Below are 12,142 nucleotides of genomic sequence, written 5' to 3'. Positions count from 1 at the left end.
GTCCGGATCTAGCCGCCGGCTCGCCCCGCGATGCGGTCGAGGGCCTCGAGCATCGGCGCCAGGGCGTCCTCGTCGAGTTGCTGGAAGCCCAGCGCCCGGCTCATGAACAGACCGAGGATGGCGAAGTACAGGACCGAGCCCTCGCCCGGGGGAGCGCCCTCGATCCGTCCGAGCTGGTCCAGCTGATCCGCGACGAACGCCTGAAAGTCTTTCTGCGCCTCCGGTGACTCCATCGATGCCAGCAGGAGTGCGCGCGCCGCTTCGTTGTCGTCGCAGTAATGCCCGCGGATATGCGCCACCATCGCCCTGGGAAGCTGCGACGGGCCGGCCGGTATCTCCCGCGCGCAGGCGTCGATCTCCGCGCGCACGTCCGCGAGCTTGCGGGCGACCAGCGCGCCCACCAGGGCGTCCTTCGACGCGTAATGGTGCAGGACGCCGCCTTTGCTCAGCCCGGCCTCGGCCGCGACCGCGTCGATGGTCAGCCCGCGGACGCCTCCCTTCAGGAGAACGGCCGCGGCCGCCTCCAGGATGATCTCGGGGCGCGCCGCCAGTCGCTGTCGCTTCGCCTGCATCACGGACCTGCACTAAAAACCGTCTGGACGGTATGTAACGGATGGCGTAGGAACGCGCCACGCAATTCGCACGAGTCGCGCCGACACGGTCGATCGCATGAACCGCATCGCTTTCCTTCCATCGGCTTCCGCGCTGCTGATGTTAACCGCGCTCGGGTCGATCGGGTGCGCCCAGGCCGCGCCCGAGACGGCGCTCGACTCCGCCGTGGCGCGCGTGCGGGTCGTGCAGGCGCGTCGCACACCGATGGCGCTCGACGTGGTGGTGACCGGCGACGTCCAGGCCCAGGCGCAGGTCAACGTCTCGTTCCGGACGAACGGGAAGGTCGCCGAGCGGCGCGTCGAAGTCGGCGACCACGTCACGGCCAATCAGGTCCTCGCCGTCCTCGAACCCCTGACGCAGCAGGCGAATCTCGACAACGCCAAGGCCGCCCTGGCTTCGGCCGAGGCGCTGCTGACGCAGGCGAAGATGTCGTACGAGCGCCAGAAGCAGCTCCTGGCCGGCGGCTTCACGACCCGCTCGACCTACGACAACGCCGAGCAGGAGCTGCGCACCACGCAGGCGGCGGTCGACTCGGCCAAGGCGGCGCTGGGAACCGCGCAGGAGCAGTTCTCCTATACCGAGCTGCGCGCGGGCGTGTCCGGCGTGGTGACGAGCCGCAGCTTCGAGGTCGGCCAAGTGGTCCAGTCGGGCCAGACCGTGCTGGTCGTCGCGCAGGACGGGCCTCGCGACGCGGTCTTCAACGTCTACGAATCGCTGCTGGCCCAGCCGCCGGCCGGCGACACCGTCGCGGTGGCGCTGCAGTCGGACCCGTCCGTCACCGCGGTCGGGACCGTGCGGGAGATCTCTCCCACCGTGGATGCCGCCAGCGGCACGGTGCGGGTCAAGATCGGCCTTAAGTCGACGCCCGCCGCCATGGGGCTCGGCGCCGTCGTGATCGGCCGCGGGCGCTTCGCGCCGCACGAATCGGTGATCCTGCCCTGGTCGGCGCTCTACCGCTACGACGGGAAGCCCTCGGTGTGGGTCTACGATCCGGACCGGAAGACCGTCTCGGTCCGCGCGGTGGAGATCGATCGCTTCGGCCCCGATATCATCGCGCTGAAGCGCGGCGTCGAGCCGGGCGAGCGCGTGGTCGTCGCCGGCATCCAGTTCCTGCGTCCCGGCCAGACGGTCGCGGCCGCCGAGATCGGAGACCGCCCATGACGGCGCGCGCGTATCTCGTCCTGGGCCTCCTCGCGACGGCACTGGCCGGGTGCAACGGTCACGGCGAGGAGGGAGGCGAGGCCGCGGCGGCCCCGGTCCGTCCGGTGCTGACGCAGGTTGTCGTACCGAGTGACACCGTCACGTTCGGGCCGTTCGCCGGCACGATCGAGCCGCGCTACCAAGCGCAGCTCGGCTTTCAGATCCCCGGGCGCATGGTCGCGCGGGACGTGACGATCGGCGACCTCGTCACCCGCGGCCAGCGCCTCGCGGCCCTCGACACCATCGTGACCCGTTTCGACCTGACCCGCGCCGAGGCCGACTTGGCCGACGCGAAGGCGCAGGCCGAGAACGCAGAGGCCGCGGAGTCGCGGACCCGGCGCCTGATGACCGGCAACGCCGTCTCCCAGGCGACGCTCGATCAGGCTGTCGCCAAGCGCGAGACCGCCCGGGCCCGGGTGGATCAGGCGATGGCGAGCCTCCAGAAGGCCCGCGACCAGATGGGCTACACTGAGCTGAAGGCCGAGTTCGACGGTGTCGTGACCCAGCGCCTCGCCGAGGTCGGCCAAGTGCTCAGCGCCGGCCAGGGCGTCGTGACCGTGGCGCGGCCCGACGTCCGTGAGGCGGTGGTCGACATTCCCGAGGCCCATGTCGGGGCTCTGCCGTCGGACGGCGTGTTCACCGTCGCGCTCCAGAGCGCGCCGGAGCTGACGGCGCGCGGGCGCGTCCGCGAGATCGCGCCCCTCGCCGAGTCGGGGACGCGGTCCAAGCGCATCCGGATCACCCTGGACGATCCCGGCCCGGCCTTCCGGCTCGGCGCGACCATCAACGTGTCGCTCATGCGCAAGGTCGCGCCCACCGTCCTTCTGCCCGCCTCGGCGCTGCTTGAGGACGGTGACCGCCGCTCGGTCTGGGTCGTCTCGCCCGACGGGAAGTCGGTAGCGCGCCGCGACGTCACCGTGGCGGCGCGGGACAACGCCGAGGACGGCCGCGTCGCGGTCGTCGCCGGCCTGAAGGCCGGCGAGCGCGTCGTGGTCGCGGGCGTCCACGTCATCAAGGAAGGCCAGGCCGTGCGCCTGACCGACGGCGCCGTCTGATCCGGCCGCACGGGGTTTTCGCGTGAAGGACTTCAACCTTTCCGACTGGGCGCTCGGGCACCGCTCGTTCGTCTGGTTCCTCATGCTGGTCTCGCTGATCGCGGGCCTGATGGCCTACACCCGCCTCGGCCGTGAGGAGGATCCGCCCTTCACCATCAAGACCATGGTGGTGCAGACCACGTGGCCGGGCGCGACCATCAAGGACACCCTCGATCAGGTCACCGACCGGGTCGAGAAGGAGCTCCAGCAGCTCAACGGCCTCGACTTCGTCCGCAGCTACACGACGCCCGGATCGTCGACAGTCTTCGTCCAGTTCCGCGACACGCTCAAGAAGAACGAGATCCAGCCGGCCTTCTACCAGGTCCGCAAGCGGCTCGGGGACATCAAGGGTCAGTTCCCGGAGGGCGTGCAGGGTCCGTTCTTCAACGACGAGTTCGGCGACGTCTACGGCAATATCTACGCGTTCACGGCCGACGGCCTGACGCACCGGCAGCTGCGCGACTACGTCGAGGGCATCCGCACCGAGGTCCTGCGGGTGCCCAATATCGGCAAGACCCAGCTGATCGGCACGCAGGACGAGACGATCTACCTCGACTTCTCCACCCGGAAGCTCGCCGGCTACGGCATCGATTTCCAGGCCCTGATCAAGGCCCTGCAGGCGCAGAACGCGGTCTCGGCCTCCGGCGTGGTGCAGGCCGGGCCGGAGCGCATCTCGCTGCGGGTCAGCGGCTCCTTCGCCTCCGAGGCCTCGCTCCAGGACTTCAACCTGCGGGTCAATGACCGCTTCTTTCGCCTCGCCGACATCGCCGAGATCAGCCGCGGCTACGAGGATCCGCCCGCACCGCTGTTCCGGGTGGACGGCAAGCCCGCGATCGGCCTCGCCATCGCGATGCGTCCGGGCGCCAACCTGCTGCATTTCGGAGAGGCGCTGAAGGAGCGCATGCGCGCCATCGAGGCCACCCTGCCGCTCGGTGTCGGCGTCCATCTCGTGTCGGACCAGCCCAAGCAGGTCGAGCACGCGGTCGGCGGCTTCACCCAGGCGCTGGTCGAGGCCGTCATCATCGTGCTGGGGGTGAGCTTCGTGAGCCTCGGCGTCCGGGCCGGCCTCGTCGTCTCCGTGTCGATCCCGCTGGTGCTGGCGATCGTCTTCGTCGTCATGCAGATCATGGACGTCACCCTCCAGCGCATCTCCCTCGGCGCGCTGATCATCGCGCTCGGCCTCCTCGTCGACGACGCCATGATCACCGTCGAGATGATGGTGGCCCGCCTGGAGCGGGGCGACACGCTGCGGAAGGCCGCCACCTTCGCCTACACGTCGACGGCGTTCCCGATGCTGACCGGGACGCTCGTGACGGTGGCGGGCTTCCTGCCGATCGGCTTCAACGGCTCCGGCGCCGGCGAGTACACCTACTCGCTGTTCGTGGTGATCGCGGCCTCGCTGCTGGTCTCCTGGGTCGTGGCGGTCCTGTTCGCGCCGCTCGTCGGCGTCACGCTCCTGCCGAAGACCATGAAGCACCACACGGAGAAGGAGGGGATCTTCACGCGCCTGTTCGTCTGGGCGCTGCGGCTCGCCATGCGCTGGCACTGGACGACGGTGGTGGTCTGTCTCGGGCTGATGGCGGCGGCCATCGTCGGGATGGGGCACGTGCAGCAGCAGTTCTTCCCGTCCTCGGACCGGTCCGAGGTGCTGGTGGACCTGACCCTTCCGCAGAACGCCACCATCGCCGAGACCCGGGCGCAGATGGACCGGTTCGAGGCGAACCTGAAGGACGATCCGGACGTGACGAGCTGGTCGTCCTACGTCGGCGAGGGCGCGGTGCGCTTCTACCTCCCGCTCGATCAGCAGCTCGCCAACGCGTTCTTCGGCCAGATCGTCATCGTCACGAAGTCGCTGGAGGTGCGCGACCGCGTGATGGCGCGCCTGCAGACGATCGGCCTGCGCGACTTCGTCGGCACCGACGTGCTGGTGCAGCCCCTGAGCCTCGGGCCGCCCGTGGGCCGGCCGGTGCAGTACCGCCTCAGCGGCCCGAACATGGAGACGGTGCGCCGCCTGTCGCTCGACCTCGCCAACGTGGTGGCGGCCGACAAGCGCCTCGACGTGCCGACCTTCGACTGGAACGAGCCCGGCAAGGTGCTGCGCGTCGAGATTCTCCAGGACAAGGCGCGCCAGCTCGGCGTGACCAGCCAGGACGTCGCCGGCATCCTGAACGGGATCGAGGGCGGGCAGGCGATCACGCAGGTCCGGGACTCGATCTACCTCGTCAACGTCGTCGGCCGCGCCCGCGCCGCCGAGCGGTCGTCGCTGGACACCCTGCAGTCGCTGCAGGTCGGTCTCGCCAACGGCACGGTGGTGCCGGTGCTCGCCTTCGCGCGGATCGGCTACGATCTCGAGCAGCCGATCGTCTGGCGCCGGGACCGCCTCCCGACCGTGACGGTGCGCGCCACGATCCACGACGCGACCCAGCCGGCCACCATCGTGGCCGCCCTGCAGCCCGGTCTCGACGCCTTCATCAAGGCGCTCCCGGAGGGCTACACGGTCCAGACCGGCGGCGCCGTCGAGGAATCCGCCAAGGGCCAGGGCCCGATCGCGGCCGTGGTCCCGGTCATGCTGCTGGCCATGGCGTTCCTGCTGATGATGCAGCTCCAGAGCTTCGGCCGGATGCTCCTCGTCTTCACCGTGGCGCCGCTCGGCCTGATCGGCGTGGTGCCGGCGCTGCTCCTGTTCGACAAGCCGATGGGCTTCGTCGCCATCCTGGGCATCCTGGCGCTAATCGGGATCATCATCCGCAACGCGGTGATCCTGGTGAGCCAGATCGAGGAGTTCCGGGCCGAGGGGATGGCGCCCTGGCAGGCGGTCTTCGAGGCGACCCACCACCGCATGCGGCCGATCCTCCTGACCGCCGCCGCGGCGAGCCTGGGCCTGATCCCCATCGCCCGCGAGGTGTTCTGGGGGCCGATGGCCTTCGCGATGATCGGCGGGATCCTGGCGGCGACCTTCCTGACGCTCCTGTTCCTGCCCGCGCTCTACGTCGGCTGCTACCGTATCCGCCCGGAGACGGGCGGCGCGCCGGCGGCCCACGCCGGCTGATCGGCCGGCTCACGCGATCGCGGCGCCCGCGGGCGCTGCGAGAAACGGTCGGCCCGCCCCTCCGCCCCCTCAGGGCGGGCCGACCGTGACGATATTTCACGCGAGCGGGGCCACACCGCCGGAAACCCGACGGTGTTCCGGCGCGTAGGGTGCGACGGAAACGAGGACCGTCTTGCCCATGAACGCCTTCATCGCCGTCGTCCTGGTCTGTGCCAACGGGATCGCCCAGGATTCCTGCACGGACGCCCAGGCGCTCGAGGTCCGCAAGGTCCGGGTCGCCAACGAACTCGGCTGCGCCACCGGCTGGCAGGAGATCATCGCCCGCACCGAGCTGCGCGAGGAGATCGGCAAGACCGCCTACCTGAAGACGGAGTGCCGCCGGGTGAAGGAGCCGCGGTGACGCACGCGGCGACCGCTACTTCTCGTACTTGATGTAGGCGAAGCGCGGATCGGTCGGGGTGCCCTCGAGCCCCTGTCCCTCCAGGCCCGGCTGCCAGGAGACGACCTCCTCGATCTTCCGGGCGAGGGCGAAATCCTTGTCGGTGATGCCTTTGGCCGCGTGGTTCATCAGCCGGACCTCGACCCAGGCGTAGGAGGCCGTGATGTCCGGATGGTGCCACGCCGCCTCAGCGAGGTGGCCGACCGTGTTGATCACCATCAGGGTGCTCTTCCAGCCGGACGTCTTGTAGGTGCGCCGGATCCACCCGTCCTCCAGCCGCCAGGCGGGCAGCTCGGCCTTCAGCCGCGCCTCCACGGTCGCGTCGTCCAGTGCGCCCTCGCGTCGCTCGCTCATGATCCATCTCCGATGAAACCGTCGCGGCCGAGGGTGCCGCCGCGGCCGGTTGCGCGCAAGCGTGTTTGCCATGGTGGACGGAAACCGGTGTGAGCCCTATGACCTTTTGGCAATGGCGTCCGGCTCGATCGGCACTCCAGTCTGCCGCCGCTGAAGACTGCGCAATACGATGGGAGAAGGCGTGATGCTGTCACGGCGCGCGATGCTCGCCGGGGGCCTGCTCGGCGGCCTCGGCCTGCGGGCGGCGCGCGCCGACGTGCCGACGATCCGCCTCGGCAGCCTGCCCTTCGGCACGTCCACCTGGGAGGCGGCCGTGATCAAGGCCCGCGGCCTCGACACGGCCAACGGTTTCGAGCTGGACGCGGTCAAGCTCGCCGGCAACGACGCGGCCCGGATCAGCTTCATCGGCGGGCAGGTCGACACGATCATCGGCGACCTGCTCTGGGCTGCCCGCCTCGGCAACGACGGCCAGGCGGTCCGCTTCATCCCGTACTCGACCTCCGAGGGCGGCGTGATGGTGCCGGGCGGCAGCCCGGTGAAGAGCCTCAAGGATCTCGCGGGCAAGCGCCTCGGGGTGGCGGGCGGCCCCCTGGACAAGAACTGGCTCCTCCTCCGGGCACAGGCCAAGGACGCGGCCGGCATCGACCTCGAGCAGGCCGCCGAGATCGCCTACGGCGCCCCGCCTCTGATCACGCTGAAGCTGGAGCAGGGCGCCCTCGACGCGGCGCTGACCTACTGGACCTACTGCGCCCGCCTGAAGGCCAAGGGCTATCGGCAGCTGGTCGGGGCCGAGGACATCATGCACGCCCTCGGGGTCCCGGGCGACGTGGCGCTGATCGGCTACCTGTTCCAGGACGCCACCGTGAAGGAGAAGCCCGCGGCCGTGGCGGCCTTCGCCCGGGCCTCGCGGGCCGCAAAGGACATGCTCGCCTCCGACCCCAGCACGTGGGAGATCGTGCGCCCGCTGATGGCGGCGGAGGACGAGGCGACCTTCGAGGCCCTGAAGCACGATTTCCTGGCCGGCATTCCGCGCCGCTCCATCGCGGAGGAGCGCGCCGACGCCGAGAAGCTCTACGCGGTGATGGCGCGGCTCGGCGGCGCCCGCCTCGTCGGAAAGGGCAGCGCGCTCCCGCCGGACCTCTACTACACCGGCCGCAATGGTTGAGGCGGCCGCCCGGCGGGCGCGCGTGTCGACCGTCAAGACTATCAGGATCATCGGGACCGCATGGGCGCGCTGACCCGTATCGCGTCCCTGGCCGTGCTCCTCGCCGCCTGGCAGTTCGCCGCGATGGAGGCGGGCTCCCGCCTGCTGCCGGCGCCCCTCGCGGTGCTGCGCTTCATCGTTCAGGAGGCGGAGCGCGGCGACCTCGCGCACAACGTGGGCATGACGCTGCTCCGCGTGGCGATCTCCTTCACCGTGGCGATGGTCCTCGGCGTCCTCCTCGGCGTCGCGCTCGGACGGTCCAAGGCCGCCGACCTCACCCTCGACACGCCGCTGCTCGTCCTCCTGAACACGCCCGCCTTGGTGATCACGGTCCTGGCTTATGTCTGGGTCGGCCTCACCGAGACCGCCGCGATCCTGGCGGTGGTGCTCAACAAGCTGCCGAACGTCGCGGTGATCGTGCGCGAGGGCGCGCGGAATCTCGATCCCGGGCTCGACGAGATGGCCCGCGCCTACCGACTCGACCGGCGCAGCTGGGCCCGCGACATCCTGATCCCGCAGCTCCAGCCCTACATGGTCACGGCGGCGCGGTCGGGCCTCTCGCTCGCCTGGAAGATCGTGCTGGTCGTGGAGCTGCTCGGGCGCCCGGACGGGGTCGGCTTCGCGATCAACTACTACTTCGTCCAGAGCACCGACGTGGCGGCCATCATCGGCTACAGCCTCGTCTTCATGGCCGTGATGATCGGCATCGACGTCCTCCTCCTCCAGCGGCTCGAAGCCTATGTCCGTCGCTGGCGCTGAGCCCGTCCTCCAGGTCGCGATCGCGTCGAAATGGTACCGGCCCGCCCGGGCCGAGGCGGTCGAGGCCGTCCGGAACCTGACCTTCGGCGTCGGCGCCGGGGAGATCGTCTGCCTGATCGGGCCGTCGGGCGCCGGCAAGACCACCACCCTGCGGATCCTGCTCGGCCTCGACACCGCGTTCGAGGGCCGCGTCTCCGGCGCGGACCGGGCGGGCATCGTGTTCCAGGAGCCGCGGCTCCTGCCCTGGCGCAGCGTCGAGCACAACGTCCGCCTCGGCCTGCCCCGGGCACGGCGCGGGCGCGATCTCGACGATCTGTTCGCGCGGCTCGGCCTGACGGCGTGGCGGACGCGCTACCCGAAGGCGCTGTCGCTGGGCATGCAGCGGCGCGTGGCGCTGGCGCGCGCCCTGGCCGACGGCCCGCGCGTCCTCGTCCTCGACGAACCGTTCGTGTCCCTCGACGACGCCGCCGCCGCGGAGCTGCGCGGCCTCGTGGTGGACACGGTGGACCGGGCCGGCATGAGCGTGCTGATGGTGACGCACAACGTCGCCGAGGCGATCGGGATCGCAGACCGGCTGCTCCTCGTGTCGCGGCGCCCGGCCAGTCTCATCGCCGACGTCCGCCTCGACCGGCCGCGCCGGGAACGCGACCGCGCCTGGGCCGAGGCGACGCGGGCGAACCTCTCCGCGCAGCATCCGGAGATCATCGCGCAGTGACGCGTGTCGCGCCGGCCGTTCGGCCGATGCCATCGGTCCAGGTCGGCCACTGCGTTCAGCGCGCCTCCCGAACGGATCGTTGAACCTCCCTCCATCTCAACCTCGGACGATCCCCGGCCAGGCAGGCCATCCCCCCGCGGGACCCGATTGGCGTAGGGGCGCCCGAGGGAGGTGCGGATCAGTATCGGCGGGTGGTTCGCGCGGGCGGTCCTCGGCGGTCTCGCGCACGCGGCGCGGGAGGTGCTGGAACGCGGCACCTTCAGCGACGCGGCGGAGGCCGTGTCGGGCGGTGGGGCGAAAGCCTACAGGGCTGAAGAGCCGCGGCAGGCGCGACCGCTCGGGATCGCTGCCGCACGGCGGGCGATCCTGTGGAGAGCGGGCGCCGATCGACCCGGATGCGCGAATTGCGGCGAAGGACCGGGCGGCACGGTTTGTCATCGCGTCGCGATACGGACGAGAACGCCGCCGCTATACCGGTGCCCTCGTCGCACCGGCCCACCCGAAGTCGGCCCCGCGCCGCGATGAACGCCGGACCGGCCGGCCGCGGAGCCTTGTCGAATCCAGAGCGTCCCGATGTCCCGCACGTCCCCCTCGGCCATCGACCGCGCCCCCGTTGCCGACCTGTCGGGGACCGGCAATGTGGTCAGGCTGGCCGTCGCGCAGGCCCTCGCCGGCGCGAACTCGACCGTCGTGTTCGCGACAGGCGCGGTCGTCGGCAACATGCTCGCGCCGAGCAAGGTTCTGGCCACATTGCCGATCTCGATCTTCGTGGTCGGGATGGCCGCCTGCGCCCTTCCGACCGGCAGCATCGCCAGGCGCCACGGGCGCCGCACCGTCTTCATGGTCGGCACCGGGTGCGGCGTGCTCGTCGGCCTGCTCTCGGCCTGGGCGATCGTCGCGGCCAGTTTCTGGCTGTTCTGCGCGGCGATGTTCCTCGGGGGCGCCTACGCGGCCGTGGTCTTCTCGTTCCGCTTCGCCGCCGCGGACTGCGTTCCGGCCGACCGCCGCCCGCGGGCGCTGTCGGCCGTCATGGCCGGCGGCGTCTTCGGCGGGGTGATCGGGCCGCAGCTCGTCACCCACACCATGGACCTGTGGCCACCCTACCTGTTCGCCGCCACCTTCCTGGCCCAGGCCGCCGTCGCCGCCGCGGCCGCCCTGATCCTGGCGGGCGTTCGCCTGCCGCGGCCGTCCGCCGAGTCCGTCTCGGGCGGACGACCGCTGGCCGTCATTCTCGCGCAGCCGCGCTTCGTGATCGCGGTGATCTGCGGGGCCGTGTCCTACCTGCTGATGAACTTCGTCATGACGGCCGCCCCGCTGGCCATGCGCCTGTGCGGCCACGCGCAGGAGGATGCCAATCTGGGCCTGCAGTGGCACGTCATCGCCATGTACGGCCCGAGCTTCTTCACCGGGCGACTGATCACGCGCTTCGGCGCGTCCCGCGTGGTGGCGACCGGCCTCACCTTGACGGGGGCGGCCGCGCTCGTCGGACTCGCGGGCGCGGACGTCGGGCATTTCTGGCTGTCCCTCATCCTCCTCGGCGTCGGCTGGAATTTCGGCTTCGTCGGCGCCTCCGCGATGGTGCTGGACTGTCATCGCCCGGAGGAGCGGACGCGGGTGCAGTCGATCAACGACTTCATCGTGTTCGGAATGGTGGCGGTCGGTTCGTTCTCGTCGGGGGGCCTGCTGACGAGCTACGGCTGGGACACGGTTCTCTGGGTGTCCTTCGCGCCCTTGGCGCTGGCCGCGACGGCGCTCGCGCTCACGACAGGGCGCGGCGCGAAGGCGTGGTAGCCTGGATCGTCCCTCGCGGTCGCAGAGCCCGTCGATGACCCTCGATCAGTTGCGCATCTTCGTGGCGGTCGCAGAGCGTCAGCACGTCACCCGCGCGGCCGAGGCCTTGAACATCGTGCAGTCCGCGGTCAGCGCCGCGGTGTCCGGGCTGGAAGAGCGCCACGCGGTGAAGCTGTTCCACCGGGTCGGCCGCGGGATCGAGCTGACCGATGCCGGTCGCGTCTTCCTCGAAGAGGCCCGTGCGGTCCTCGCCCGCGCCGAGGCGGCCGAGCGGGTCTTGGCCGACCTGAGCGGCCTGCGGCGGGGAAGCCTGCGCGTTCACGCGAGCCAGACCATCGCCAGCCACTGGCTGCCCCGCCATCTCGTCGCGTTCCGGGCCGCCCATCCGGACATCACGATCCGGCTTGCCGTGGGCAACACCGCGGAGGTGGCGCGGGCGGTCGCCGATGGTTCGGCCGAACTCGGCTTCGTCGAGGGCGAGGTCGAGGATCCGGTTCTGGCGAGCGCGGCGGTCGCGCAGGATCGGCTCGTGCTCGTCGTGCCGGCCGGCCACCCCTTCTCGGCCCGGGAGACCCTGACGGCCGCCGATCTCGCGGGCCACCCGTGGGTGCTGCGCGAGGCGGGTTCCGGAACGCGCTCCGCCTTCGAGGCGGCGCTCGCGGCGGCGGGGCTGGCGCTCACGGATGTGACGGTGTCGCTCGAGCTGCCCTCCAACGAGGCCGTGCTCGCCGCGATCGAGGCCGGGGCCGGTGCCAGCGTCCTGTCGGAGGCGGTCGTGGCGGGCAAGCTGGCCGCCGGCGCGCTCGTCGCGCCGCCGTTCCCGTTGCCGGCACGGACCTTCTGGATGCTGCGCCACAGGGAGCGGTACCGGAGCCGCGCCGCGGACGCCCTGCTCGGCCTGATCCGGGACGGGGCGCCGTGAGCG

11 protein-coding genes and 1 pseudogene are annotated in these 12,142 nt (G+C 71.1%); 10 read left to right on the top strand and 2 right to left on the bottom strand.

The window, feature by feature from the left end; translation table 11 throughout:
• Positions 1-8 precede the first annotated feature (8 nt).
• Positions 9-572 carry a TetR/AcrR family transcriptional regulator gene (locus tag ACLBYB_RS10175; RefSeq protein ID WP_020092021.1) on the bottom strand — a complete coding sequence of 188 codons (564 nt, stop codon included), beginning with the start codon at positions 570-572 and terminating at the stop codon, positions 9-11.
• A 97-nt stretch (positions 573-669) separates the two neighbouring features.
• Between ACLBYB_RS10175 and ACLBYB_RS10170 the strand changes: the two genes are divergently transcribed.
• From ACLBYB_RS10170 to ACLBYB_RS10155, 4 genes are all read left to right on the top strand, one after another.
• A complete protein-coding gene (locus tag ACLBYB_RS10170) occupies positions 670-1,773 on the top strand; it encodes an efflux RND transporter periplasmic adaptor subunit (RefSeq protein WP_427508785.1) in 1,104 nt (367 codons plus the stop codon).
• Positions 1,770-2,867, top strand: coding sequence for an efflux RND transporter periplasmic adaptor subunit (locus ACLBYB_RS10165; protein WP_056528714.1), 1,098 nt, complete (start codon positions 1,770-1,772; stop codon positions 2,865-2,867). The genes ACLBYB_RS10170 and ACLBYB_RS10165 overlap by 4 nt, the downstream gene beginning before the upstream one ends.
• Positions 2,868-2,889: 22 nt before the next feature.
• Complete coding sequence (locus ACLBYB_RS10160; protein ID WP_020092024.1) at positions 2,890-5,955, top strand: efflux RND transporter permease subunit; 3,066 nt, start codon at positions 2,890-2,892, stop codon at positions 5,953-5,955.
• 178 nt (positions 5,956-6,133) lie between these two features.
• The gene (locus tag ACLBYB_RS10155; protein ID WP_012319732.1) at positions 6,134-6,355 is read left to right on the top strand and encodes a hypothetical protein; all 222 of its coding nucleotides are present in this window, start codon (positions 6,134-6,136) and stop codon (positions 6,353-6,355) included.
• Between the two features lie 15 nt (positions 6,356-6,370).
• Here the strand turns inward: ACLBYB_RS10155 and ACLBYB_RS10150 are convergent, their stop codons facing one another.
• Complete coding sequence (locus ACLBYB_RS10150; protein ID WP_020092026.1) at positions 6,371-6,748, bottom strand: 4a-hydroxytetrahydrobiopterin dehydratase; 378 nt, start codon at positions 6,746-6,748, stop codon at positions 6,371-6,373.
• 184 nt (positions 6,749-6,932) lie between these two features.
• Here ACLBYB_RS10150 and ACLBYB_RS10145 point away from each other — a divergent pair, with 184 nt between their 5' ends.
• The 6 genes and pseudogenes from ACLBYB_RS10145 to ACLBYB_RS10120 all read left to right on the top strand — a co-directional run bounded on the left by ACLBYB_RS10145 (position 6,933) and on the right by ACLBYB_RS10120 (position 12,139).
• The gene (locus ACLBYB_RS10145) at positions 6,933-7,913 is read left to right on the top strand and encodes an ABC transporter substrate-binding protein (protein WP_447698686.1); all 981 of its coding nucleotides are present in this window, start codon (positions 6,933-6,935) and stop codon (positions 7,911-7,913) included.
• Between the two features lie 60 nt (positions 7,914-7,973).
• On the top strand, positions 7,974-8,711 hold the full coding sequence (locus ACLBYB_RS10140) for an ABC transporter permease (RefSeq protein ID WP_056528723.1): 738 nt from the start codon (positions 7,974-7,976) through the stop codon (positions 8,709-8,711).
• Positions 8,692-9,426 carry an ABC transporter ATP-binding protein gene (locus ACLBYB_RS10135; RefSeq protein WP_447698685.1) on the top strand — a complete coding sequence of 245 codons (735 nt, stop codon included), beginning with the start codon at positions 8,692-8,694 and terminating at the stop codon, positions 9,424-9,426. The genes ACLBYB_RS10140 and ACLBYB_RS10135 overlap by 20 nt, the downstream gene beginning before the upstream one ends.
• 174 nt (positions 9,427-9,600) lie before the next feature.
• Positions 9,601-9,697 (top strand): annotated as a pseudogene (locus ACLBYB_RS10130) (isocitrate lyase/phosphoenolpyruvate mutase family protein); the annotation flags it as partial.
• A 302-nt stretch (positions 9,698-9,999) separates the two neighbouring features.
• Positions 10,000-11,217, top strand: coding sequence for an MFS transporter (locus tag ACLBYB_RS10125; RefSeq protein ID WP_447698684.1), 1,218 nt, complete (start codon positions 10,000-10,002; stop codon positions 11,215-11,217).
• Between the two features lie 34 nt (positions 11,218-11,251).
• Positions 11,252-12,139 (top strand): LysR substrate-binding domain-containing protein, encoded by an 888-nt coding sequence (locus tag ACLBYB_RS10120; protein WP_447698683.1) that lies wholly within the window; start codon positions 11,252-11,254, stop codon positions 12,137-12,139.
• Positions 12,140-12,142: the final 3 nt, after the last annotated feature.

Source organism: Methylobacterium sp. D54C (assembly GCF_053345595.1).
Note: the sequence above shows the minus strand (reverse complement) of the source record. Positions and strands in the feature narration are given on the sequence as shown.

Coding starts and splice junctions, on each gene's coding strand:
- ACLBYB_RS10140 (WP_056528723.1), top strand. CDS start 7,974: ATGGGCGCGCTGACCCGTATCGCGTCCCTGGCCGTGCTCCTCGCCGCC.
- ACLBYB_RS10125 (WP_447698684.1), top strand. CDS start 10,000: ATGTCCCGCACGTCCCCCTCGGCCATCGACCGCGCCCCCGTTGCCGAC.
- ACLBYB_RS10120 (WP_447698683.1), top strand. CDS start 11,252: ATGACCCTCGATCAGTTGCGCATCTTCGTGGCGGTCGCAGAGCGTCAG.
- ACLBYB_RS10165 (WP_056528714.1), top strand. CDS start 1,770: ATGACGGCGCGCGCGTATCTCGTCCTGGGCCTCCTCGCGACGGCACTG.
- ACLBYB_RS10170 (WP_427508785.1), top strand. CDS start 670: ATGAACCGCATCGCTTTCCTTCCATCGGCTTCCGCGCTGCTGATGTTA.
- ACLBYB_RS10135 (WP_447698685.1), top strand. CDS start 8,692: ATGTCCGTCGCTGGCGCTGAGCCCGTCCTCCAGGTCGCGATCGCGTCG.
- ACLBYB_RS10145 (WP_447698686.1), top strand. CDS start 6,933: ATGCTGTCACGGCGCGCGATGCTCGCCGGGGGCCTGCTCGGCGGCCTC.
- ACLBYB_RS10175 (WP_020092021.1), bottom strand. CDS start 572: ATGCAGGCGAAGCGACAGCGACTGGCGGCGCGCCCCGAGATCATCCTG.
- ACLBYB_RS10155 (WP_012319732.1), top strand. CDS start 6,134: ATGAACGCCTTCATCGCCGTCGTCCTGGTCTGTGCCAACGGGATCGCC.
- ACLBYB_RS10150 (WP_020092026.1), bottom strand. CDS start 6,748: ATGAGCGAGCGACGCGAGGGCGCACTGGACGACGCGACCGTGGAGGCG.